General features: G+C 68.8%; 23 protein-coding genes and 1 pseudogene. 11 read left to right on the forward strand and 13 right to left on the reverse strand.

Annotated elements, in window-relative coordinates:
- Positions 1–56: 56 nt before the first annotated feature.
- The 3 genes from ABZ564_RS16945 (at position 57) to ABZ564_RS16955 (ending at position 2,516) form a co-directional block, all read left to right on the forward strand.
- Positions 57–839: an SDR family NAD(P)-dependent oxidoreductase gene (locus ABZ564_RS16945; RefSeq protein WP_360856358.1), complete on the forward strand. Its 783-nt coding sequence runs from the start codon at positions 57–59 to the stop codon at positions 837–839.
- A 187-nt stretch (positions 840–1,026) separates the two neighbouring features.
- The gene (locus ABZ564_RS16950; protein ID WP_360856361.1) at positions 1,027–1,590 is read left to right on the forward strand and encodes an RNA polymerase sigma factor; all 564 of its coding nucleotides are present in this window, start codon (positions 1,027–1,029) and stop codon (positions 1,588–1,590) included.
- The gene (locus tag ABZ564_RS16955) at positions 1,587–2,516 is read left to right on the forward strand and encodes a CU044_5270 family protein (protein WP_360856364.1); all 930 of its coding nucleotides are present in this window, start codon (positions 1,587–1,589) and stop codon (positions 2,514–2,516) included. The genes ABZ564_RS16950 and ABZ564_RS16955 overlap by 4 nt, the downstream gene beginning before the upstream one ends.
- On the opposite strand, the gene ABZ564_RS16960 is transcribed toward ABZ564_RS16955, so the two are convergent.
- The gene (locus tag ABZ564_RS16960) at positions 2,435–3,043 is read right to left on the reverse strand and encodes a hypothetical protein (RefSeq protein ID WP_360856367.1); all 609 of its coding nucleotides are present in this window, start codon (positions 3,041–3,043) and stop codon (positions 2,435–2,437) included. The genes ABZ564_RS16955 and ABZ564_RS16960 overlap by 82 nt on opposite strands.
- Positions 3,044–3,150: 107 nt before the next feature.
- Here ABZ564_RS16960 and ABZ564_RS16965 point away from each other — a divergent pair, with 107 nt between their 5' ends.
- Together ABZ564_RS16965 and ABZ564_RS16970 are read left to right on the forward strand one after the other, a co-directional pair.
- Positions 3,151–3,561: a VOC family protein gene (locus ABZ564_RS16965; protein WP_360856370.1), complete on the forward strand. Its 411-nt coding sequence runs from the start codon at positions 3,151–3,153 to the stop codon at positions 3,559–3,561.
- 98 nt (positions 3,562–3,659) lie between these two features.
- The gene (locus ABZ564_RS16970; RefSeq protein WP_360856373.1) at positions 3,660–4,040 is read left to right on the forward strand and encodes an NUDIX hydrolase; all 381 of its coding nucleotides are present in this window, start codon (positions 3,660–3,662) and stop codon (positions 4,038–4,040) included.
- A gap of 2 nt (positions 4,041–4,042) precedes the next feature.
- Here the strand turns inward: ABZ564_RS16970 and ABZ564_RS16975 are convergent, their stop codons facing one another.
- On the reverse strand, positions 4,043–4,852 hold the full coding sequence (locus tag ABZ564_RS16975; RefSeq protein ID WP_360856376.1) for a class I SAM-dependent methyltransferase: 810 nt from the start codon (positions 4,850–4,852) through the stop codon (positions 4,043–4,045).
- Positions 4,853–5,814: 962 nt separating this feature from the next.
- On the opposite strand from ABZ564_RS16975, the gene ABZ564_RS16980 reads away from it, so the two are divergent.
- A complete protein-coding gene (locus ABZ564_RS16980) occupies positions 5,815–6,348 on the forward strand; it encodes an NUDIX hydrolase (RefSeq protein WP_360856378.1) in 534 nt (177 codons plus the stop codon).
- Here ABZ564_RS16980 and ABZ564_RS16985 read toward each other — a convergent pair.
- On the reverse strand, positions 6,326–7,672 hold the full coding sequence (locus ABZ564_RS16985) for a hypothetical protein (RefSeq protein ID WP_360856381.1): 1,347 nt from the start codon (positions 7,670–7,672) through the stop codon (positions 6,326–6,328). The two genes, ABZ564_RS16980 and ABZ564_RS16985, sit on opposite strands and share 23 nt — an antisense overlap.
- A gap of 257 nt (positions 7,673–7,929) precedes the next feature.
- Between ABZ564_RS16985 and ABZ564_RS16990 the strand changes: the two genes are divergently transcribed.
- Complete coding sequence (locus ABZ564_RS16990) at positions 7,930–8,325, forward strand: hypothetical protein (RefSeq protein WP_360856384.1); 396 nt, start codon at positions 7,930–7,932, stop codon at positions 8,323–8,325.
- Positions 8,313–8,603 (forward strand): hypothetical protein, encoded by a 291-nt coding sequence (locus ABZ564_RS16995; RefSeq protein WP_360856387.1) that lies wholly within the window; start codon positions 8,313–8,315, stop codon positions 8,601–8,603. Before ABZ564_RS16990 ends, ABZ564_RS16995 begins: the two co-directional genes overlap by 13 nt.
- Positions 8,604–8,751: 148 nt before the next feature.
- Here ABZ564_RS16995 and ABZ564_RS17000 read toward each other — a convergent pair whose 3' ends face one another.
- From ABZ564_RS17000 to ABZ564_RS17030, 7 genes are all read right to left on the reverse strand, one after another.
- The gene (locus ABZ564_RS17000) at positions 8,752–9,303 is read right to left on the reverse strand and encodes a hypothetical protein (RefSeq protein WP_360856390.1); all 552 of its coding nucleotides are present in this window, start codon (positions 9,301–9,303) and stop codon (positions 8,752–8,754) included.
- A gap of 34 nt (positions 9,304–9,337) precedes the next feature.
- Entirely contained in the window at positions 9,338–9,652 is a 315-nt protein-coding gene (locus tag ABZ564_RS17005) for a hypothetical protein (protein WP_360856393.1), read from the reverse strand.
- 281 nt (positions 9,653–9,933) lie between these two features.
- A complete protein-coding gene (locus ABZ564_RS17010; protein WP_360856396.1) occupies positions 9,934–10,416 on the reverse strand; it encodes a hypothetical protein in 483 nt (160 codons plus the stop codon).
- Positions 10,417–10,543: 127 nt separating this feature from the next.
- Positions 10,544–10,966: a hypothetical protein gene (locus tag ABZ564_RS17015; RefSeq protein ID WP_360856398.1), complete on the reverse strand. Its 423-nt coding sequence runs from the start codon at positions 10,964–10,966 to the stop codon at positions 10,544–10,546.
- On the reverse strand, positions 10,963–13,107 hold the full coding sequence (locus ABZ564_RS17020) for an integrase (protein ID WP_360856401.1): 2,145 nt from the start codon (positions 13,105–13,107) through the stop codon (positions 10,963–10,965). Before ABZ564_RS17020 ends, ABZ564_RS17015 begins: the two co-directional genes overlap by 4 nt.
- Positions 13,092–14,849: a hypothetical protein gene (locus ABZ564_RS17025; RefSeq protein WP_360856404.1), complete on the reverse strand. Its 1,758-nt coding sequence runs from the start codon at positions 14,847–14,849 to the stop codon at positions 13,092–13,094. Before ABZ564_RS17025 ends, ABZ564_RS17020 begins: the two co-directional genes overlap by 16 nt.
- Before the next feature lie 80 nt (positions 14,850–14,929).
- Positions 14,930–16,534, reverse strand: a complete 1,605-nt coding sequence (locus ABZ564_RS17030; RefSeq protein WP_360856407.1) for an integrase — start codon at positions 16,532–16,534, stop codon at positions 14,930–14,932.
- Positions 16,535–16,619: 85 nt separating this feature from the next.
- Here ABZ564_RS17030 and ABZ564_RS17035 point away from each other — a divergent pair.
- From ABZ564_RS17035 to ABZ564_RS17045, 3 genes and pseudogenes are all read left to right on the forward strand, one after another.
- Positions 16,620–17,453 (forward strand): annotated as a pseudogene (locus tag ABZ564_RS17035) (radical SAM protein); the annotation flags it as partial.
- A complete protein-coding gene (locus ABZ564_RS17040) occupies positions 17,450–17,587 on the forward strand; it encodes a hypothetical protein (protein WP_185992985.1) in 138 nt (45 codons plus the stop codon). The pseudogene ABZ564_RS17035 and the gene ABZ564_RS17040, both read left to right, overlap by 4 nt.
- An 87-nt stretch (positions 17,588–17,674) precedes the next feature.
- Positions 17,675–18,496, forward strand: coding sequence for an aminoglycoside phosphotransferase (locus ABZ564_RS17045; protein ID WP_360856410.1), 822 nt, complete (start codon positions 17,675–17,677; stop codon positions 18,494–18,496).
- A 299-nt stretch (positions 18,497–18,795) separates the two neighbouring features.
- Here ABZ564_RS17045 and ABZ564_RS17050 read toward each other — a convergent pair whose 3' ends face one another.
- From ABZ564_RS17050 to ABZ564_RS17060, 3 genes are all read right to left on the reverse strand, one after another.
- Complete coding sequence (locus tag ABZ564_RS17050; protein WP_360856413.1) at positions 18,796–20,565, reverse strand: discoidin domain-containing protein; 1,770 nt, start codon at positions 20,563–20,565, stop codon at positions 18,796–18,798.
- A 131-nt stretch (positions 20,566–20,696) separates the two neighbouring features.
- Positions 20,697–21,797 carry a DUF1996 domain-containing protein gene (locus tag ABZ564_RS17055; protein ID WP_360856416.1) on the reverse strand — a complete coding sequence of 367 codons (1,101 nt, stop codon included), beginning with the start codon at positions 21,795–21,797 and terminating at the stop codon, positions 20,697–20,699.
- A gap of 258 nt (positions 21,798–22,055) precedes the next feature.
- On the reverse strand, positions 22,056–23,702 hold the full coding sequence (locus tag ABZ564_RS17060) for a penicillin-binding transpeptidase domain-containing protein (RefSeq protein ID WP_360856419.1): 1,647 nt from the start codon (positions 23,700–23,702) through the stop codon (positions 22,056–22,058).
- Positions 23,703–23,710: the final 8 nt, after the last annotated feature.

A 23,710-nucleotide genomic window follows, 5' to 3' on the forward strand; every position in this document is an offset into this window, starting at 1 on the left:
TTCGGGGGTGTTACCGCCGGCCCACCGGCCCTGGTCCTCGCGGTACGGTCGGCGCCATGACTCCTGCGCGCTTCGACGGATACGGCGTCCTCATCACCGGCGCGGGCCGGGGCATCGGCGCCGCCACCGCCCGCCTGATGGCCGCGGAGGGCGCCCGCGTCCTCGTCACCGACCTGGACGGCGGCCGGGCGGAGGCGGTCGCGGCGGAGATCCGGGCGGACGGCTTCGTGGCCGAGGCGCTGGCCTGCGACGTGGCGGACCGGGCGGCGATCGAGGCGGCGGTGGCGTACGCCGTGGAGGCCTTCGGCCGCCTCGACGTCCTCGTCAACAACGCGTACTCCTGCAACGTCGACAGCACGCTCTTCGAGGACGAGCCGGACGAGACCTGGCACCGCGACCTCGACATCACCCTGGGCGGCGCCTACCGCTGCTCGCGCGCCGCGATGCCGCACCTCGCCGCGTCCGGGCGGGGCGCGATCGTCTCCATCGGCTCCGTCAACGGCACGCAGGACTTCGGCAACCACGCCTACAGCGCCGCGAAGGCGGGCCTGGCGAGCCTCACCCGCACCCTCGCCGGCCACGCGGCCCCACGAGGCGTCCGCGCCAACCTCGTCGTCCCCGGCACGATCCGCACCGACGCCTGGGCGGGCCGCGAGGCCGAACTGGCCCGGATCACCCCGCTCTACCCGCTCGGCCGGGTCGGCGAACCCGAGGACATCGCGAAGGCCGTCGCGTTCCTCGCGTCGTCGGACGCGGAGTGGATCACGGGCACGTCGCTGTGCGTGGACGGGGGGCTCACGGCGGTGAACACGGGGTTCCGGGCGGCGGTTTCGGAGTAGGGGCGGCTTGGCGGATCGCCGGGGGCGGGGTGGTCCCGGCCGGTCGGTCCGCGCCCGGGTCTCGTCCGCGCGCGGGGTGGTCCCGGCCGGTCGGTCCGCGCCCGGGTCTCGTCCGCGAACGCTCACCCCGTCCGTGTGCAAGTACGGGGTGAGACCGCCGCCCCGGCGGTCCGGGACAGGAGACTTCATGGACCCGGACGAGGACCTGCTCGCTCGCTCCGCACGTGAACCCACCGCCTTCGAGCCGCTGGTGGCCCGGCACTCGGCCGCCCTGCACGGCTACCTCGTACGCCGCGCCCCGGCCGCCGCCGACGATCTGCTCTCCGAGGTGTGGCTCCAGGCGTACGCCCACCGCGCGACGTTCGACGCCACGCGCGGCTCCGCCCGGGGCTGGCTGTTCGGCGTCGCCCGCAACGTACTGTCCCGCCACCGGCAGACCACGGCGCGTGCCGCCGCCCGCACGCAGCGGGGCACCGACGCCGAGACGGCCGACCCGTGGCAGGCGGTCGACCAGCGGCTGGACGCGGCCTCGGTGGCCCCGGAGCTGCGCCGCAGACTCGCTGAACTCCCTTCCACGGAACGCGAGTTGCTGCTGCTCGTGGCCTGGGAGCAGCTGACCCCCGCTGAGGCGGCCGCCGCCGTCGGCATCCCCGCCGGAACCGCCCGTTCCCGCCTGCACCGGGCCCGCGCCCGCCTGCGCGACGGACTGGCCGGCCCCGCCCGTACGACCCTGACGGGAGACTTCGCATGACGCACGAGAACCCGCCCACGGACCTGCTCGACTTCCCCGGCGCCGCCGCCCTGGAACGCGCCGGCCGCACCGAACCCCTCGACCCGGCGGTCCGGGCCCGCGCGCACGCGCTGGTCCTGGACGCCATCGCGGCGGACGCGTCGGCCCCGGAAACCCCGGCCCCGGTCGCCGCCCCGCGCTTCGGGCGCCGCCGGGTGTTCGCCCTCGCGGCGGCCGTCGCGGCGGTGGCGGTGGGCGCGGCGATCGTTCCGGTCACCGACCTCGGCGGCGGCGGCCCGGCGGCGAGCGCGTCGGCGTCGGAGGTGTTCACGAGCATGGCGGACCGGGTGGCGGGCGGACCGGCCACCTCGGCCCCGTACTGGAAGACGACCGTCCGGACGTGGGCCGAGGGGCACCGGGCCCACACCGACGACATCTACCTGGGCCGCGACAGGGTCGTCATCAAGGCGCACAATGGCCGCACGATCACCAAGAAGAGCGCGAACCTGGCCACTTGGCACGTCGGCGCGGGGCGGGTCGGCTGGGACGACCTGGACACCCTCCCCACCCGCCCCGAGGCGCTTCGCAGCGCACTCTCGGCCGGCGCGAAGGGCTCCGCCGCCGAACAGACCGTCCTCCAGGCCGGCGACCTGCTGACCGACGCCCCCATTTCACCGAAGCTGAGGGCAGCGCTCTACCGCGTCCTGGCGGACACACAGGGCGCGGTGGTGACGGAGGGCGTCAAGGACGCTACGGGTCGCACGGGCACCCGTATCTCCTGGAAGTGGAAGGAGAAGCCCGGCTACAAGATCTACAACCCGAGCTGGATCGTGCAACCGTCCACCGGCCGCCTCCTGGAACGCAACTACACCCCCGTCGGCAAGGACGGCCACATCACCGACCGCGACACATACCTGTACGCGGGCCCGGCGAAGACCACGGGCTGAGGGGCGCCGCCGCCCACGGCCGCGCTTCGGACGACCGCCCGGCCATGGGCGGCGGCCAAGGCAACCGCCCCACCGGTTTGGCTCAGTCGCCGGAGTAGCCCCAGAAGTAGACCTCCTGCGGTTCCCCCCCGGTCGTCATGGAGCACGGCGCACCGCCCGTACCAACGCCGACAGTCGAACTCCTCGAACCTCGGCACGTGATCCCGGGTGAGCTTCCGCGTGCCCAGGACACGCAGCGCCTCGTCCTCCGTCACCTGCTTCATCGTGGAGTAGTCCGGCTCCTCGTCCGGCCCGATGATCCGGAAGATGTCGAGGATCGAGTGGGTCCCCGCTTCCTGGGCGATCTCGTCGGCCCACAGCTCCTCCTCGGTCTCGGGCCACGGCAACCGCTTCTCCTCCGGCCTCCAGTCATCGCCCGAAACCCAGGAGTAGTCCCGCTCCTGGAAGACCCTGCGCCGCAGGGCATCGAACGCCCCCACGAGATCCTCCTGATACGGAAGCGAGTAGTCCCACCCCGACGCGCCCATACGGCCCCTCCCCATCCCTCTTCCGGAACGGCCGGACGCTAACAGCGACCACTGACAATCACCGGGGCCAAGAGCGGTCGGGTATGAGCTTGTGCCAAGATCACGGGATGCTGCGACTCACCGATTTCATCATCGACTGCCCGGACACGATGAAGCTGGCGGCTTTCTACTCCGAGGTCACGGGCCGTCCGGTGAAGGAAGACAGCTCTGAGGACTGGGCCGGCATCCAGTTCGGCGAGATCGAGCTGGCCTTCATCCGGGTGGCCGACTACCGCGCTCCGCAATGGCCCGACAGCGAGCACCCCAAGCAGTTCCACCTCGACTTCGAAGTGGACGACGTCGAGTCGGAGCAGCGCCGCGTACTCGACCTCGGCGCGACGCTGAGGCAGGACTGCATCGGCCCCCATGGCTACGGCTGGCAGGTCTACACCGACCCGGTCGGCCACCCCTTCTGCCTGTGCCGCAACAAGGGCGTCATCTGGACCGACGAGGGCCCGGTCTGGCCCCAGCGCGGCTAGCCCTTCGGCTCGTAGCGGTTGGGGTGGCTCCTAGGCGGTCGTACGTCGGTCAGCCGCTGCCCTGCGATGCTGGAGGCCGATGGAGAGGGGCCGCAGCGATGCAGTGGAAGATCCACGGGGAACGCCCGATCTACGAGAACAGCTGGGTGAACCTGTGGCTCACCGACGTAGAGACACCGGACGGCAACCGCTGGGAGCACCGCGTCGTCAAGCTGCGGCACTTGGCCGTGGCCGCTGTCGTCAATGAGCGGCGCGAGGTCCTGATGATGTGGCGGCACCGCGCCGCCGTCAAGCCACTTTTCTACGCCGAGCCGGCCAACGGCATCACCGACTCCCAGCACCACGTCTTCCGCGCCGACGGAGCGACGTACGAAGGCCCGCCGACCGATGTGCGGGGCATGATCGACCGCCGCGAGATCGTCAGCAGCGGCTCCCTGGTCGGGTTGCTCTACGTACTCATGGACGAGGTGATCCGCTGACCTCATCGGCAGACGAGCATGCCGCCGAGGCAGGTGACGCGGAAAGCGCCCTCTGCGCGGATGGTCTCGTTGACCCGCTCCCGGGCACGATCGACCGTCTCCTGGAATGGGACGCCCATCCTGTCCGCCCAGGCTTCGTAGGAGGCCAGGTGCGCGACGACTGGTTCGGCGTCGGTCACCTCGATCACCCCGGGGAGGGGGATCGTGCGGATCTCACCGAAGACCGCTCCGAGGATCGCCGGCGCGTCCTCCATAGTGAACCGGGCGGACAACTGCACTCGGGCCGGGCCCTCCTGGATGCCCAGCACATCTCCTGCGGCCTGACGCCAGAGGTGTTCAAGCTCCCGCTTGTCGGCCCGGCTGTTCGTGGAGACGATCGCGACGCCGCCGGGTGCCAGTACGCGCCTCAACTCCCTTACGGCCTGTGGTTGGTCCTCCACGTGGTACAGCATGTGAAGCGCAAGAACCGCCCCCAGGCATCCATCCGCAATGGGCAACCGCTGGACGTCCGCGACGACCGCTCCGGGGATGGCGCCGATGATGCCGTGAGAGACGTCCGTGGGCAGCACGTTCAGGTCGGGCCGTTCGTCCCGCACCCGGGCGACGAACTTCCCGTTACCGCAACCCACGTCAGCGACCACACCGCGCACGTCGGCCAGTTCGTCAACGACGATGCCCGGAAGGTCGTGGCTCGGGGTCTGCCAGCGGTAGAGGGACTGACGCGCGGCCAGGTGCTGACCCGTTCCGTAGGCCTTGGTGGCGAGAAGGCTGCGATCGGTCACCAGGTGATCATGCGTGGGTTGGGCGGTCATCGGGGCTCCGTAGGATTGCCGGTGAGAGCGGGCCGGACGGTCACCTCGAAGCCCGGACTGTCCCCGTTCCAACCGGGCAACGTCCGGTCCAGTGAGCGAGCGTTTGAGAGGACCTGCTCCGATGGGTATACGGACACTCCAACTATGCGATGGCCTCGATCATCGCTGCCGAAGCTTGCGTGCGCATACGGTTTGGTGATTTACGGGGGACTGTCGGTATGGCCAAGCAGTACCGAGTCGGGATCGTATGCACTGATAGGGGCCAGCATGCGCGAATCCGCCTGACGATGGCCCGACGCGAAGCTGATGGCAGCCATGGGATGACCCATGCGCTCAGATACTTCGCGCCACCCGCGCGGGACGCCGAGCCTGGGTCCATGATGGGTCGCAGTTCATACATCTTCAGGTGTCCAGCATGCCCGCGCACACCCCAGGTTGAAGCAACGAGGTGGTGGCGGCTCGTAGACGAGATGAGAGATGCGGGCTTCACCGAGTTGGACGTCTCGTTGCTACCATGAATCTGCTGCTCTGTGGCTCGGGCAGCCCCTGGGCGAGGACGGGGTCACTTTCCGGTCACGTACGTGACATTCGCCGCAAGCCCGCTCATCCGGTGGGTAGCTTCAAGCTGCCCATGGAGAGTACATGCAGGGCTTTCTCATCGATATCCTCGCCAACCTGGCGGCCAGCACCGTCACAGCTATCGGTGTATTGGCGGGCCGGAGTGCACTCGCGCGGTGGCGCCACCGCAGTCATCAGCAAGACAACGACAGTTAGCCCTGTCTTCGTAGCTGGCTGACAACAGATTGGCCCCCGCTCACGGTGTTGAGCGAGGGCCAATCACGAACATCCGCGTCTACCCAGACCGACCCTCTATTCGTCACTATGACGTGAATCTGATTGAACCTGGCAGGCTGCGGCTGTGGCTCTGCGATGCTGGAGGCCGATTGAGAGGGGCCGCAGCGATGCAGTGGAAGATCCACGGAGAACGTCCGATCTACGAGAACAGTTGGGTGAACCTGTGGCTCACTGACGTCGAGACGCCTGACGGGAACCGCTGGGAGCACCACGTCGTCAAGCTCCGACATCTGGCCGTGGCTGCCGTCGTCAACGAGCGGCGCGAGGTGCTGATGATGTGGCGGCACCGTTTCATCACCAACGCCTGGGCGTGGGAACTTCCCATGGGGTTGGTCGAGGAGGGCGAGACGCCAGCCGAGGCGGCGACCCGTGAGGTGCTGGAAGAGACGGGCTGGCGGCCCGGCCCGGTCAAGCCGCTCATCTACGCCGAGCCGGCCAACGGCATCACCGACTCCCAGCACCACATCTTCCGCGCCGACGGAGCAACGTACGAGGGGCCTCCGACCGAGAAAAACGAGTCGGATCGAATCGAGTGGATCCCGCTGGCCGATGTGCGGGGCATGATCGACCGGCGCGAGATCGTCAGTAGCGGCTCTCTGGTCGGGCTGCTCTACGTGCTCATGGACGAGGCGATCCGCTGACCTGGCGGGGCAGTGTCTCCCGGAGCCGGGACTCGAATGCGACTGCGGCCGGTTCTCGGCGAAAGGGCTCCAACTGCTCGTAGAACTCCCGAAGATGGCCGCCGACCCGCTGGGAACTGACGGCCGCCGCCGCAGCCAGGGCGTCCATGGCCGTATGACACGCCTCATCGAGTTTGCCGCGCTGGAGTTGGGTTCGGGCCAGCCAGAAGGCGTGGAAGGCGCGCCCTCGGTGGTTCGTCCGGTGCTCTCGGCGGAGGGCGTCCGCGATGAGAGGTTCGGCGAGTACTGCTTCGCCCAGGCGGCCATGCGCGATGCCGGTGTCCACGATCAGCTTCGGTTCATCGAAATAGGCGACCCAGGCCGGGTCCGGATCACCGGTGCTGATTCGCTCGAACTGGCCGTGGGCTTCGGAGATCGCGGTGTGCGTCGCACCGCGATTACCGAGGGCAGCGTGGGCGAAGGCTTCACGCATCGCGAGCATCGCCAGCACGCGCGGTGTCGTCCCCGCTGCCTCCCTGGCCTGGTCCTGGGCGGCGGTGACGAGTGCGAGGGCGTCGCCGGGCCTGTCCTCGTACGTGGCCTGAAGGCTCATGCAGGCGAGAACGTTGGCCATGAACTGGCGGTCGTCGATTGCCCTGGCGAGGCCGAGGGATTCGGTGAAGTAGGCGCGTGCCTGGTTGTACTGACGGGCGTCGAAGTAGGTCCACCCGGTGAGCCGGGCCAGTTCGGCCGCGATGCTGTGCAGGCCGGTTCGCAGGGGGGCCGGCCGCTGTTCCTTGAGGAGACCGACAACGTAACGGAGCTGGCCGACGACTGCCGGTCGTAAGGTCTCGCCCCCGTGCTCGTCGTCTCTGCGCCAGTAGTCCGCGATTGACGAGTGCAGCGCGTCCAGTGTCGAGGGGCTGAGATCGTGCTCGGCCGCCAGGGCGAGGATGCTGTCGACATCCGCCCCCGGCAGCCCGGCGCCAAGCGACTCGACGGCTGAGGCCGGCGCTTCGGCCGGTTCCCTGGGCTTGGCCGTCAGGCTCGGCGGAGTTTCCCAGGAGCGTCGGGCAAGCCCGAGCATGTGGCCGGGGATGCGCAGTCCGTCCGAGATCCGTTCGATTACGTCCATGTGCAGCAACTGCCGTCGCCCGGCGATCACTTCACCAACACGGCTCGGGGTCAGATCGCAGCGGCGCGCGATCATCGACGGATAGATGCCTGCTCGTGCTTTGACCAGCTTGAAGATGCGGCCGAAGTCTCGGGCCCGGCACGCCTCGATCATCACCGGGTCCGTAAGCAGGCTGACCGGGAGTTCCTGCGAGCGGGATGGCTTGGGCATCGGGCACGCTCCAGCATGAGGACTACGAATTGCTGCGACTGGCCTACCGAGGGTGATGTTATCCAGGTTGGGTAATCCGCTTGGCCTTTCTGCCGGGGTCCGTGGATCGCAATGCTCCTGGCCATGGCGAACGGACAGAACGAGGTACGGATGACGTTGCGGGTTTCCCGCGACTCCGGCGCAACGTGGGGGCCTCTCAAGGCGGTACGCGTTGGCGAGGACCCGGTGGCCCCGGAGAATCCGGGCCGCTACCCGCCGTGCGTCTGCCCCCGGTGCTCGCGGCAGGCCCGGTGCGCCGTCGCGTCCTCTCGGATGGTGTCGTGATGCGGTGCGTGCACTGGCGCCGGGTGCCGCTCGGCCTGGCACGGGAAGCGCGGGAGGACCCGACCGTTGATCACGTCGACGGGGCGGTGCGGTGCCAACTGTCCGCGCACGACGACGGGGACCACTTCGGCCTCCTCAGCGACGACGGCTCGTACGGAACCGCGCTGTGGCTCCGCTGGTACGGGACGGACGAGGCGGAACTGGTCGTGCTGTCGGACTGTCCAGTCGCCGCCCCGGGGCCCGACGGTGAGGGCTGCTGTCTGTTCGCCGGCCACGCCAAGCAGCACACCTGGGAAGACACCCCTGAGGAGGTCCCGTGCACCAGCTGATCGCGAGCCCGTACAACGGAACGTTCCTGATCGCCCGTCCCGGCTCCAAGGGCGGCATGCGCATCCCTCGGACGCTGTACGAGGAACTGGCCTCGGCTGCCGAGAGCAGCAGCTCGCTGCCGGCCTGGCTCCTCGACCACGCCCGTACGGCCTGGAACGTGGACTTGGCGGACACGGCGATGCGGGACGCCGTTCTCGTACGCTCCGAGACCCGTCTCGGGTACGGCCGGGCCACGTACGAGATCAACAAGGGCTGCAACTTCAACTGCGTTCATTAGGCAAGTCGGTTGTCGGGATCGAAGTTGTCGGGTTCTCGGGAACGCTGAGGGATGACGGGCATCGGTGCGTCGTATGCGGCGGCGACCAGCAGACCGGTTGGCGACGGGCCACGGGGGGCCCTCGACTTCCGTGCCGGGCGAGCCGTTGCTATGTGGGCCTGCCGATGCTGTCGGCAGTCGTCTGGGAGAGCAACGATCCGGGGCGGTTCTGCTCGCTGGCGAAGAACTGCGAAAGCGCGTCCCAGGTGAGCCGGACAGGCTTGCCGGTAAAGTGCAGGTCGTAGGCGGTCTGCTGGTCCGCGTTGTGCTTCCCGGGGGAGGGAAGCTGGTCATCGGGGCGCCAGACGACTTCAAATCCCGTCTGCGGGTCCGGCTGCGGATACTGGCGCCCTTCCGCCTCGGTTACGACGAACGCCAGTTCGTGGGTGGCACGGTTTCTGGCCCATCGAGCTCCGAGGATCATTTTCTGCCCGTATCCGTCGGCCTGATCCTTGTACGTCGGGTCGCAGTGGAAGAGTTGCTCTCCCAAAGAGCAGGCCCAGTACAGGGCCTCGGTGGCGGAGGTTAGCGCTCCAAAACCTTCCTGTCCTGGCGCAAGGGCCTTCAGATCTTCGTCGAACCGGATGATGGCTCGGTGGTAGCCCAGGAGGGCAGCGCCGAGCATCTCCGGATCAGCAGGGGTGCGTGTGCCATCGGCCATTCCGTGGTCTCCTCTTCCAGAGGCGGAGTCGTTCTCATGTCGAGGGAGCTGATGCGGGGCCGGGCCAGGACAGGAGATCCTTGCGGTTCAACAGGTTGGCGAGGGCGTCGTAGTGCTCCAGGACCTGGCGTCTGGCCGACGACAGGTCCTCCAACGCCTTGTAGTAACGCTCGCGCTGAGTCCCTTTCCACTCCCGAGGAACTTCGAAGTAGCCACCGCCGTGCTCGAGCTCATCCATGTCCATGAACTCGTTGCAGAGGGCGTCGAGCGCGCCTTTGAGCGTCTGGTACATCCCGGCGACCTCCGCGTCACGGAAGTTGAACACACCACCGGCCAGCATGTCCTGCACGTCATACGCAGCGTGCCAGGTCGAGTTGGAGACCCTCCCGGGGGTGCCTCGGCGTAGATCTCTAATCCAGTCGGCGTCCGGGGGGAATGCGCCGATGAACTGTGCCGCCTTGGCTACGTCTCCTGCCGCGGGAGACGTTGGTAGCGGAGGCTGATCGGGGAGCTGCAGCGTGAGTGACACGTTGTTGATCCGTGCCGTGTCGATGCGTCTGGCGGCGATTGAGCCATGTTGGGCAACGATGGCAGTGCCAGCTGTGGTGTTCGAGGAGGTGCCGGGTGCGGTCAGATCTGGTCCGGACCCGGCACCGGAGGGTTTCCCACGTGTGCACCGCCGTTGATGACGCCGCCTGCCACCGACCCACTCTCGGCACGGATGGTCAGATCCCCGCCTACAGCCAGCCCACCAGATCCGGCAGAGACCGCTCCCCCGACTTGCTGTCGCACCAGCTCAACCAGCTCGTGAAGCTGGCCGGCCACATCCGCGCGTCCAGCCTCGTCCAGACCTTCCAGGAGGTCTTCGAACCGGGTCTGCCAGGAGATCTCCTGACGGCTCCGTATCCTCTCTGCCTCCGCCGACTCGGCCTGTTCCAGGGCGGCCGCCGTCTGGTCGAGGCGTTCCAACACCACCTGACCCTGCGGATCTTCCTCCCGATGGAAGAGCCGGGCCACAAGCCCGCGGATCCCCTCCCACGCATCCGTGCCAGCTGCGGCTACCACCGCTATGCCACCCTCTGCGGCTACCGCCTGCAACGTCTCCACCAGCATTTGTGCATCCTCTCCGAAGCCATCCGGTGAGACTGTACGTGCCGCGAACCGTGGAGGAGCCCGGTTCCTCGGACGTGCCGCTGCATCGAGACTGGTACGCCTGGCGACCAGCATCCAGGCCCTCGCGTCACGAATGCCGGGGCATCGGCAAACGCGCGACCTTCGAGTCCCCGGCCAGTTCCTCACGCACCTGTTCCAGCTCCAATGAGAGCTCGACGGCGACCTTCGCCAGCACCTTGTTCCTCTGCCGCTCTGCGGCGAGGTCGGCCTTCAAACTGGCGACCTCTTCCTTCAGAGCTCGGTTCTGCTCGGCTACCTGCTCAACGGCGGCGGGAACGGCGTTCTGGGCCTTGACTCGGGCCTGGAACTCCTCGATCAGGTCTTTGTGGTCGCCGTAGACGACGTCGCGTCGCAGTCCGGACTCGGCGATCAGCTCGGTGCCGGTGAGCTTGCCACTGGTGGACCGTAGTGGGGTGCCAGCGAGCAACCGGTCAGCAGCTGATCGGAGAGCCATGCGCTCGACGTCACGGTCACGGGGTTGGCGAGTCATGCGGTCTTTTCCTCAGCGGGGTCGGTGGTGGACTTGGTGGCGTTGTGACGGTCCAGAACTTTCTTGACCTGGGTGGCCTGGGCTGCGGCGCGGTCCCGCAGCGGGCGGGGCGCCAGCGCGTCGGCCGCGCCGGCTTCCAGTGCGGCGAGCCGTTCGTGGAGCTGGGTGATGTCGCGGTCGGTGTAGGCGAGGTTCTGGCAGGCCGACTGGCACTCGGCCTCGTCGGGGGCGTCGTTGGCGGGCAGTCCTTGGGTGAGTTTGGTGTTGCGGCAGGCGGCGGTCTCGGCTCGCCATACGCAGGTCATCCCTTCCCCGTGGTGGATGCTGGGGTCGACCTGCGCCAGGAACCTCTCGATGTTGCGGGTCCGGCTGATGGCCCGGCCGACGAACTGACGAGCACGGGTGACGCGGCTCTTGTACTCCGACGCGGACGGCCCGCTGATGTGCTCCCCTTCTCCGAGGAGCCGCCAGTCCTCCTCGCTCTGCTCGACCAGCAGCTCCAGCCGTTCGACGGCGAGATCTTCCATCCAGGAAGTGTTTGACGCGCCCGCATAACTCAGCGTGACTTTTGTGGCTACATGCCCGTATTGAAGAGCGGCGGCCACCAGCCCGCGAGGGCGGCGCACGATGAAGTACGCCAGAGTCCGGCGGAACCGTGAGGGGTGCACCCGCCGGGCGGGGTCCGCCGGGATGGCCGGTTGCCCGTCGGGGCGTACGAAGGTGCTGTTGATCCAGGTGGTGAACTCGTTGAGGTCGCGAGTCACCGCAGCACCGGCCCGCGCATGATCTTCAGCCGGGCGGCTGGTCTGGGCGCTCACGAAGCTGGAAGGGAAGAGAAACGGGGAGGAGCTGAGAGCTTCCAGCATGGAGATGGCGTCGTGGACGGGTTGGACCACGACCCAGGAGCGTCCCCACATGTCATCGTCCGCCTCCTCGATGCGAGGCTGACGCCCCGCGCCCTTCCCACGCCGGCCGTCGACCAGCAGCTGCCCGGTGGCTTCGTCGCGTCGGCTGCAGCCGCGCTGCAGATTGAGCGCCTCTCCGGGGCGCATTCCGGACAAGTAGGAGATGATCACGAAGCAGGCGGCGGTCAGAAAGCGGATCAGGCGTGGCAGTTCTCTCAAGGTGATCGGTCTGTCCCGCCAGGGGACACCGTCGATCCGGCCGGTCACCGTCCCCAGGTCGACGTCCTCTGCGACCGGCAGCCCGCTGTTCCGTACAAATTTCTGTGAGCCCGGCGCGGTCACTCTTCCAGCACCCACCAAGCGGCCGAGATGCCTCCAGTTCACGTCGTGCCTGCCAGCGGTCCGGTATCCCGGCAGGGTGCGGCCTTCGCGCACCGCTCGCTCCATGAAGAGCTTCAGTGCCGCAGCGGGGCGCAAGCCCAGGTAAGGGGACTGATTCGGATGCGTACCATCCTCGAGCATCTGGAACTCGCGGTGCGCGGCGAGGATGTCCGGGCCGATGTCCTCCAGCATGCGCAGGCTCCAGGCCAGCAGCGCCTCCATGGTCGGCGCGTCGATACGGGGCGTCCTGTTCTCCCGTCCTTTGGCGGCCACCTTGGCCAAGCTCATTCCGCTGGCACCGTTCCACGGATCAGCGGTGGCCATCTGGCACTCGCGGGGCAGGTGGCGCCGGTACTCCCACAGGCTCCGCACGGCACGAAGCAGCGAGCCCTTCCGTTCCTTGCTGGTCGCCAGGGCCAGGACATGGGAGCGGTAGCGGTCGAGCTGCGTGTCGGTCAGGTCGCTGATCTGCGTGATCTCCTGCTGGTCCATCCACGCGGCAAGGATGCGCAACTCACCGAGTTTGCCCGACACGGTGTCGACGCTCATGGGGTCGCCGTCGCTGCTCATCGTTGTGGTGGCGGGCAGGGGGTGGTCCAAAGCCGCGAGCGCGAAGGTTTTGAAGGGCAGTACCAAGGGCGCGGGCCAGCGGGACCAGTGGATACCGTTCACCACCTGGTGGGCATCGGGATGGCCTGGCCGCAGGTGCCAGACGGCGTCACCGAAGCGTGAGAGTCGGTCGGCCGGGGTACCGGCGCGGACCGGGCGGCCACGCAGGATCACCGTGTCGTCAGGCGGCCATGGACGAGCAGGCTCCTCCGCGAATGCGGCGGCCAGCATCAGCACAGATCCCATCGCCCCTCCAAAAGGTTGCGGACCAGCTGTCGCTGGCCATCGGTAATGGCGTCCTTTGCACGCTCCCGCTCGGCGGGGTCGAAGGCGCGGGAGATTTCTTCGAGCTGTTGCACTCTGGGCTCGTAGCGGGCACCCCACAGGGCCGGGTCCAAGTGCGGCCGCAGGGCGTACATTTCCTCGATCGCGGCGATCTGCACCGGAAGCTGGTGAGGCAGTGCCCGGGCGTTCTCGCAATCCAGACAGGCGAGGAAGGACGCCGTGCACGGCTGCCCGGCGGCGGCGTGCGGGCTGGCGGTGTGATCGACGCAGGAGGCCAGCGGAGTGTCCTGGTCGCCCGCGAGCAGGAGCTTCAGACGTTGAGGCTCCATCCCAGCGGTCTGGGCTGCGGCAGAGAGGTCTTCCCCGGCCAGACGCACAAAATCCGGGGTGAACACGGGGACCGCCTGTTGTCGGCGGGCCTTGTCCACCTCTTTCTGCAGCGCGGTCGCCACGATCTGCTCGCTCTCGGCCCGTACGGACTTGCTCGGCATGAGGTAGATCTCCCGCATGGTGCGGGTGCTCTGAGCGACCGGCCTGCGGCGACGCTCGATCACCGTCCTGCGCAGCCGTCGCACCGAAACGGCCGGCCGTCCGCCAGCGACAGCGGACTCTGCAACAGGGAAGCCCCGCTCGCTGGCCCAGCGCGCCACGTGATGGGCCCGCAGGGTGCTCGGCCACTGCGTACCGCCAGCGCGCGGATTCAGGATGTGGCCGGCGAAGACGGTGGTCAGACCGCCGAGGCGGCGGGCGGTCTCGCCGAGTTCCAGCAGCAGGAGGTAGACCCGCAACGGCGAGCGGAACAGCCGGTGCTCGTCATCCGCCCCGGTCAGCACGTCCTCCAAGGGCACGACCATGTGCTCACGCTCCGGCCCGCGGCGAGGCTTGACGGACTCCAGCAGAGCCAGTCCCTTGTCGGTGAGTCCACCGTCCGGCCGGAAGTGGGCGACGGGCCAGGAGGCCACCGTGCCGAAGTTCTGTCCGGTCAGCGCCACCAGGAGCAGTGCGAACGCGGTCATCTCGTCCAGGGACAAGCAGAGAAGGGAGGTGACGTAGGTCGCACCACCGGCCTCGATGACGGCGGCCGTCTGGCTTCCGCCGGAGTAGCGGGGCAGGGCGCCGGTCCGGTCGAAGACGTCGAGCAGCCGCCCGAGCTTCTCCTCGTCGCTCCCCGCCGCCAACTGCCCGGCCCGGAACCGGGCGAGAACAGCTCTGCCGTACCGGATGCGGTCCCGCGCGACGCGCACGTCCCGGCGGACCGCCGTCAGGATCTCCTGCCATTCAGTGTCGGTGTACTCCAGCTCGCCCGGCTCCTGGGCGGTCTTGCGGACCCGGATGGCGGCGAGACCGGCGCGTGCCGACTCGCTCAGGGCCGTGTCGGCACGCAGCAGCCTGCGCAGGGCCGCAACGTAGTTGCCCATCGACTTCAGATGCGCGTGCCGGGCCCGGAAGGCCGTGAAGTGGTCGGCTGTGACATCACGCGGATGCGCGACAGGGCCGGGGCTCTCGGCGAGCACCAGGGCGAAGGACCGGGCGACGAAGTACAGGTTCTGCATCGTGCCCACGCGTTTGACGGTGGACCGGGCCGAGACCTCACCGGCCACGCAGCCCGCCAACCAGCGCTGGAGCTCCTCGGAGACCGGCAGCTCGGCAAAGTCGAAGAGCTGACTGCGACCGCTGGACTCCTCGACGAACAGCACGCTCACGCCGTCCGGTTGGAGCCGTTCGGCCGGCGCCCATGCCGCAGTCGGCTGGGCGGCGCGGCGACCGCCCCGGGAACGGCGGCTCACCGGACCGCCCCCGGCTCGCCGATCTCTTCTGGTCCCGTTGCTGGCACCACACCGGTCAGGGTCCGGCCGCCGTCGCGCGTCACCGCACGCAGCAGCGCGTCCACTCCGGCGGTTTCCTCCTCGTCCAGCAGCGCCATCAGATAGTCGACCTCAAGAGCGCTGAACGGCTCGAGATAGATGTTCCGAGTCGTCTCCGGGTGCTTGTGCCCCATCAAAGTGGCCAGCTGGTACCAGATGTCACCCAACTGTTCACGCAGGTCTCGGACTTCTTCCTCAGTGAACCCGTCCACCCGACGCTGCCAGACAGCCGACAGGATGGAGAACCACTTCAGGCAGAAGCTGTGCCGCAGCATGTGCGGCCTTGCCCACAACGGGCACTCCGCCTTTCGCCGTTCCCGCTCCTCGCCTTCCAGACCGGGACCGGCGGTCCGCACCCATGCCTCGGCAACCCGCTCGTTGGCAGCCTGGAAAGTGTCCTCCCAGCCGTGCGGCTTCTTCGGCAGGCCGCCGGGCGCCAGCCACAGCCACAGCGGCTCCAGCCCGTGCGATGTACGACGGAACAGCAACCGCCGCTCATCCGGCCCCAGTACATCTACCGAGATCGGAACCGGCCCGCTTCCGCCTTCCACGATCAGTGTGCGGTTCCGGGCGTTATAGCCGGTCACGATGCGGACGGCGTGCAGCGCGTCGTAGCGCCCGGCGCGCTGGGCTCGCCGTACGGCCTCCATGCGGGACCCCTCCAGAGGGTCCGTGTACGCAGCCACCGCCGACAGCACACTGCGCGGCACCCGATAGACCCGCCCCTCCTCACCTCGCTTGATGCAGGCCGCAGACAACCACGCGGAGGAGAAGCGGGCGTTCCCGACCGCTGGCAGTTCGACATCGAGCACACTCGCCCACTCCGTCAGCCGCAGCCCCGTCCCGTACAGGCCATCAACAAAGGCCGCGTCCCGGTCCTCGTTCGAACCTCGCCAGCCCCGACGGCGCACGCCGTCGAAGGCGTACCCGCACAACCCGATGTTCCGCCACTGCTCAAAGGCCGTTCGCAGCATCCACTTCACCTGCCGTCGCGACGAGCCGGCAGGCCGCAGCGGATCCCGGGAACCGCCTGTGTACCCCTCCAACTCCCCAGAGAACGACGGCCGCCGACCGAGGCGAACACCCGCGCTGGCCACCGGATTCGCCACCCCATACCGGTGCCCGGCCCAGACATAGAAGGTGTTCAGCGCCGCCCGGTCGGTATCGAAGCTGGTCGGCAGAACCCGCTCGTCATTACGGAGGTCCGTCAACCGCCACTCCTTGAACGCCTCGACATCACGCGGCGTCGCGTCCTGCCACCGGCGCCCGAAGACCCGGAGAAACTCGAGCCACACCACCAGCGCGTACGCGTACCGCCGCCACGTCGACGGCCGGGCATCCACCATCGCCCCCGTACGGAAGAAGAGGTTGACCTTCGGGTCAGGCTTGCCCTCGGGGCCGAGGATCACGGGAGTGCCGTGCCGAGCCCCGTTGGCTGCAGCACGGGCGTGTAGGTCTCCAAAGCCGGACAGTTGGTCAGTACCGGGTTCGGGCTGAGCGACGGTGAAGTCGTAGAAGTCCACCGTCCAGCCCTCCAGGGCAGCAGGCAAGGAGTCCCCTCCAGAGAAATCGAACCGACAACTCTGGATAGCCTAGAGAAACTGCGAGCACTGCTACCTCGCGGAGCGGAAGTTCGAGGGGCTGCCCTGGCCTGACAAGGTCCGGCTCCTGCGCCTGCTGCGGGACGCCGGGGTGCTGTGGCTCCAGTTCACGGGCGGCGAACCGCTGATCGACCGGGACTTCGTGGACGCGTACGCGCTCGCGTACAGCTGCGGAATGCTGATTGAGATCCTGACCAACGGCTCCCGGCTCCACCGCCCCGAGATCATTGATCTCCTACGCGACCTGCCGCCGCACAAGGTGACCGTCTCCCTCTACGGGGCGACCCCGGACAGCTTCGACTCGCTCACCCGCAAACCGGGGGCGTTCAAGCTGGTCGAGAAGGGGCTCGTCGCGGCGCGCGAGGCCGGCATCGCGCTCGAACTGGCGCTGATCATCACCCGGCACAACGCCCACGAGCTGGACGCCATGCGCGCCCTCGCCGAGCGGTACGGGGCGAGCCGTCAGGAGTACGGCACGATCTCGCCGACGTACACCGGCACGCCCGAACCGCTGGCCGCGCAGGCGCCAGGATTTCTGGACAAGACCAGCGTGTTCAAGGGCTGCCCCGCCGGCCACACCTTCTTCCACGTCGACCCGCACGGCCTCGCGACCATGTGCAAGGTCGGCCGCGAGAACCCCATCGACCTCATGTCCGAGGGCCTGGACGGACTTCTCCGTCTGCCCGGCATCGCCGATGCCCAAATGCTTCGCACCGGGGGCTGCGGCGGCTGTCAGCTCTCCGGCACCTGCCGGGTCTGCCGACCGCTCGCCAAGGCGTACCAGGAGGCGAAGGCACCACTGAACACCTACTGCCAACACGGAAGCGAGGAAGCGTCATGACCGCTGTCATGGTGGAGATCAGCCCCCGACCGCCGGTTCTGGAGGAGCCCGAGGGAGTGATCCTCCTGGACGACCTGGAGGTGCTGTCCGAGGGCGCCATCCCGGGCTGCAACGACGACAACCCGTACCGGTAGACAGCCGGTCGCGTACAACTGCGGGGGCTTCGGACGCTTTTCCGTCCGAAGCCCCCGCACCACCATCCTCTGGAAGAGTGAAGCCCCATGGTGACCATCCGCATCGGCCTCGACCAACTGCCGCCCGCCGCCCGTACCGCCGTCGAGGAGCACACCGGCCCCCTGCTCACGGTCGAGGAAGCGACCGACGGCCTTAACAGCGAGATCGCGGCCCGCGTCACCTCCGCCACGGGCACCTGGCACATCAAGGGGCTGCGCACCGACCACCCTCGCGCCTGGACCCAGCGCCGGGAAGCCGCCATCGCCCCCTTCCTCACCGGCCTGGCCCCCGCCCTCAGCTGGCGCGTCGAGACCGCCGGCTGGGACCTCCTCGGCTTCGAAGTCCTCACCGGCCACCACGCCGACTACGCCCCCGGCTCCCCCGACCTCTCCGAAGCCGCCGCCCTCCTGCGCCGCCTCGGCGAAACCCCCTGCCCCGGCGTCGAACTCCGCCGCGCCGAACAGCGCCTGGAGCGCTACGCCGCCCACCCCGACGACCTCCGCTTCTTCGCTGGACCCCACCTCCTCCACACCGACTTGAACAACACCAACGTCCTCGTGGACGACCACGCCCCGGTGGGCGATCGGGCCCGTTTGGTCGACTGGGCCTGGGCCACCCGTGGAGCGGCCTGGCTCGATGCCGGCTACTGGGTCATCTGGCTCATCGCCTCCGGCCACACCCCCGCCTCCGCCGAACACTGGGCCGCCGAAATTCCCTCCTGGCACACCGCCCCCACCGAAGGCATCACCGCCTTTACCGCTGCCAACACCAATCTCTGGTCCGAGATCAGCACCGCCGACCCCGATCCGTGGACCCTGCGCCTCGCTGCTGCTGCCACCACCTGGCACGCACACCGCAGGACTGGTTGAACGGAGGCGCGGGCAGCAGGCGCATCTCCACTTCGGACGCTCCCTCTGCATCGTTGTTTCGTCGAGCTGCGGCGGAGTAGGGGGCACGCACACACGGGGGCTCGCGGCTTGACGGCTTTCCGGGCCTTCGACCTTCTCTGCGCGCGAGGTACTCGGGTCGTCCACCGGGGGCGTGCCCCGAACTCCGCACGGCCCCCCAGGGGGCAGTCCCCGGGGGGCCGTGCGCGGCGTCGCCGTTCCCTCGAACGGGGACGCCGAGGGGGTCTTCCCGCTGCCGGTCCGCGGTCTCGCGGGCCTCGTCAGCTGTAGACGCCGAACTCCCACAGCGAGTAGCCCCAGCCCGTGCCGCGCGCGGTGCCGTTGACGCGCACGTAGCGGCCGGTTCCCGTGACGTCGAGGTCGTCGATGTCACCGTTGCCGTCGGTCACGGTCTTGATCGTCGTCCAGTTCCGGCCGTCCTCGGACGTCTGGATCTCGTAGCCCTTGGCGTACGCCGGGTCCCACGCCAGCTGCACGTGCTTGATGGCCGTGGAGGCGCCCAGGTCGACCTGGAGCCACTGCGGGTCGCTCCAGTCGCCGGCCCAGCGGGTGTCGAACCTGCCGTCCACCGCGTTGTCCGCGCCGCACGGGCAGCCGCCGGTCGGGTCGGTCTGGAAGGAGGAGGCCGTGGCCGGCTTGCCCTGCGAGACGTTGGTGCCGTCCACCTTCGGCGGGACCACCTTGAGGGACATGGTCTCGACGCCCACGTTGCCGTGGCCGTCCCTGGCCTTCACGTACACCTTGTAGACGCCGGTCCTGCTCGGCGCCTTCGCGGTCAGGGTGCCGTCGCCGTTGTCCGTGGTCTCGGCGGGGACCAGTGCCTTGTTCTGGTCGATGTAGTTGCTGCTGAACAGGACCTGGTAGGTGAGCGCGTCGCCGTCCGGGTCGGTGGTGTGCGTGCTGACGCGCACGTCGGAGCCGGTGGGGACTCCCTCGGTGGCGTTGTCCACGGTCATGTCGGAGATCACCGGCGGGGTGTTGTCACCGGAGGTGTCGGCGCCGTACGCCTTCTTCACGGCGTAGTACGAGAGCCGCTTCTCACCGCCCGGCAGCAGGTTGAACCAGACGCCGCCGAAGTCGTCCTCGACGCCGTAGTGGAACATCGTGGCGCCCAGGGCCACTCCGGTGTGGCCGGTGACGCAGCCCCAGGCCTTGGTGTAGCCCTCGGCCTTCGCGGCGTCGGTGGGTTCCTCCGGTACGCCGTTGGCGTCGTCGTCCACCTCCCACTCGCCGGCCGGCCCGGTCTCGGTGACGATGTAGGGCTTGTCGTAACCGCCCTGTTCCCAGTCGGACTTGACGTTGCAGACCGCGTCGTAGGAGTTCACGGCGTAGAGGTCCAGGTCCGGGGCGTTCTTCTTGTAGTACGGCCAGGCGCCGGTCCAGGCGTCCGTGGAGGTGACGGGGTGGTTCGGGTCGACCTCGTGGATCTTCTTCGCGATGTCGTTGACGAAGGAGGTGTACGCGTTGCGCTGGGCCTCCAGCTCGTCGCCGCCGTAGCAGTTCTGCAGGCCGAGCGTGGACTCGTTGCCGACGTTCCACATCAGCACGCCGGGGTGGTCCTTGTAGGTGTCGACCCACTTGGGGAACTCGGCGAGCATGTCGTTCTTGTACTGCGTGTCCGTGAGGTAGTTGACGCAGCCGCCGCTGCCGGGACCGCCGCCGGGCTGGAGCCAGAAGCCGGCGATCACCTTGACGCCGTGGGCCGCCGCCGTGTCGAACAGCGGCTTGCTGGTGGCGTCCGTGCCCCAGGTGCGGATCGTGTTGACGCCCATCGACGCGACGTCGGGCATGTACTTCTCGGCGTCCGCGACCGAGGGGCCCCAGGTCAGGCCCTTGACCGTATACGGCGAACCGTCGACGGTGAGCCGCCAGTCGCCCTGCGAGCCGGTGACCTTCACGACGTTTCCGGCCGCCTGCGCGGCGGGCGCCTGGAGGGCGAGCAGGCCGCCGCCGAGGAGCGCGGCCGCGGCGACGGATGCCCTCAGGCGCCGGGGGGTGCGGGTCGTACGGGTGGTTGGGGGGTGGTGCACGCGTCTCTCCTTGCGAGTGGGGGGAGTGGGGGCTTCGCGCGCGTGGTCCGGGGCCTCCGCGATCTTGGAGAGCGCTCTCCGGTGTGGGCCGAAAAAAGGCCCCGGACCTGTGGGGGTGCGCGCGGTGGCGGTTACGGCAGTTCGTAGTTCCCGTCGAGCACCGCGCCCTTGTCGGGGTGGTTCTCGTCGTAGCCGTGCGGGTCGCACTGGAGGCCGCCCTTGATGCAGTGGGTGACCATCGCGTCCAGGGTGGCGGTGTCCCAGGCGTTCATGAAGTCGTAGTGGAACGAGTAGCCCGCGCCGCTCGCCAGCCTCACCTGCGACATGTCGCCGTTGACCGGCCAGGCCATCTTGAACTCGATCATCGGCAGCGCGACCGGGTGGTCGGCCGGGCAGGAGTTGTAGTTGGCGCCGCCCGCGACCGGGTAGGCCATGTGGCTCTTGTGGTCCGGCGTGTCCAGGTGGATGCCGTCCCAGCAACTCGGCGCCTGGAGGCGCAGGTTGAGCTGCACGTCCCGGCGGTCGGGGCAGGTCGCGGGGAAGTCGTAGTTCTTGAACGAGTCGCCGCACTCCCAGCCCTCGACGGTGCCCTTGAGGTTCTTGAACTCCTCCTGGCTCTGCATCGGGCTGCCGACGACGAACCGCAGTCCCTTGGGGAAGGGGCGGACGCTGCGGTAGTCGGTGACACCCGACTTGTAGTAGATGGTCTGGACGCCGTCGGGGAGGATCTTCTGGTCCCCCTTGAACAGGCTCGGCATCCAGTACGCCGACTTGTCGCCGGGCGCCAGACACGTGGTGTCGCCGGACTCCAGCGAGGCGGCCGTGGTGTACGCGTCCGTCGTGGTGTTGCCCATGAAGGTGTGGTCGTGGGACTTGCCGGGCTGGCCCGGGTAGACGATCGGGTCGTCCGGCGCGGTGTGCGTGGGGGCGCACTTGGCCTGGAACTCGTGGAAGTACGCCGACGGCGGGACCTCCGTCGAGGGGGTGACCCCGGTGACGGGCGGGTCGGCCATGATGTAGCCGTCCCCGTCCGGGTCGTCGCCCGATGCCTGGGTGGACGCCGGCATGCCGGGCATCCCCGGCATGGAGTACGCCGCGTGCTCGGAGTGCGCGGTGGCGGCCGTCTCGGGGGCCGCGTTCGCCGTCGCCGCGATCCCGGCGATCCCGGCCGTGGTCAGGCTCAGCGAGGTGAACAAGAGCAGTCCGGTGAGGGTTCTGGACCTCCGTGGCATGGAGACCTCCTGCTGCGTCGTGGGGGGAGCGTGGGGTGGGGGAGGGCGCCCGGTCGGGGAGGAAGGAAGCACTGCGGGAACTCTTGGAGAGCGCTCTCCCGTTGTGGAGTGTTCCGCCCCTGACAAGAGCGTGTCAATACTCCGTGCCCTCACTTCGCGGGTCGCGGCCCTCCGCTACGGGTGCCGGGCGCCCACGGAAACGCCGTCGCGGCCGAGTGCGGCCGCGACGGCGTTCGAGGTCGCGTGGTCGGACGCCCGTCACGGTCCCGCGCGCAACACCTCCGCGACGACCGGTCCCGCCGCGTCGCCGCCGTGGCCGCCGGACTGGACCAGGGCGGCGGCCGCCAGGTCGTTGCTGAAGCCGGTGAACCAGCTGTCGGATGTGGCGTGGCCGTCGACCTCCGCCGAGCCGGTCTTGGCGCCCTTGTCGCCGCCCACGCCCGCCATGGCCTGCGTCGCGGTGCCCTCGGAGGCGGTCGCGGTGTAGCGCAGCATCTCCTTGAGCTGGCTGGAGACACCGGGCGGCAGGGGGCTCGCGGTGGCGAAGGTCCGGTTGTCCAGGGACTGCGGGACGATGAACGGCTGCCGGAAACGGCCGTTGACGGCGGTGGCGGTGACCGACGCCATGTTGAGCGGGTTCATCTGGACCTTGCCCTGGCCGATGAACGAGGCGGCGGTCTCGGCTCCGGAGGACTCGGGCACCTTGCCGTCGACCGTCTTGACGCCGGTCTGCCAGTTGAGGCCGATGCCGAAGTACTGCCCGGCCTCGATGCCCAGGGCGGTGTCCCGCTTGCCCTCCAGGGGGGAGACCGGCTTGATGAACGCCGTGTTGCAGGAGCGGGCGAAGGCCGTCTTCAGAGTCGCGCTCGGCATCGAGAAGTCGTCCAGGTTGTGGAAGGGGACTCCCTCCCAGCTCACCTGGGAGGGGCACTGGACGGGCGTGTTCGCGCTGCCCAGGCCGTTCTGAATGATCATCGCGGCCGTGATGATCTTCATCGTCGAGCCGGGGGCCACCGCGCCGCTGCGGGCCGTCTCGAAGCCGGTCGAGGGGTTGTTCGCGATGGCCCGGATCGCCCCGGTCGACGGCTCGACCGCCGCGACCGACGCCTCCGCGAACTTCTTCACGCCCCGCTCCGCCGCCGCCTGGATCTTCGCGTCGAGCGTCGTCTGCAGCTTGCCCGGCTTGCCCTTGACCAGGGTCAGCAGCGTCTTGTCCACCCCGTCGGCGTTCGCGCTGTTGATCCAGGTCTCGATGCCCGTGGTGCCGCCGGTCTTCTCGCCGTACTTCCCGCGCAGCTCGTCCAGGATGCCGCCGAGTGACGGGTACTTCTCCTTGGTGAGCACCTGCCCGTTGCGGTCGACCGCCTCGATCGACGCGGTGGAGGACTCGCCGGTCTCCAGCGACTCGCCCTTGGCGAGGTCCGGGTGGATGACGGAGGGCTCCCAGTCGACGAGCGGGCGCCCGGTGGTCAGTCCGCGGACCACGGTCAGCTTCGAGGCGTACGACCAGGGCTTGGACGTCCCCTTGTACGAGACCGTCGCCTTCACGGTGTACGGGACCGTCGAGCCGGTCGCCCTGCCGGGCGTGATCACGGCCTTGGTGACGTGGGCCGTCTCGCTGTAGCCGGCCAGGGCCGGTTCGGCGTCCCCCTTGTTGTTGGTGAGCGCCGCCGCGACCGCCGCGTCGCCCTCCGCCCACGCGGCGAGGAACTTCTTCGACGTCTCGGCGATCTCCTCCTCGGTGACCGGGCCCGATCTCACCTCGGAGGAGTCGGCGGCCGTGCTCGTACCGCCGACGCCGCTGTCCCCGAGCCCGTCCAGGACGTTGTACGCCCCGTAACCCACCCCGCCCAGGACGAGCGCGAACACCCCCCCGACTATGCCTACCTTCGCTCCACTGCGCATCGCCTGCT

This window comes from Streptomyces sp. NPDC019224 (assembly GCF_040632605.1).
In the GTDB taxonomy this organism is placed as follows: domain Bacteria; phylum Actinomycetota; class Actinomycetes; order Streptomycetales; family Streptomycetaceae; genus Streptomyces.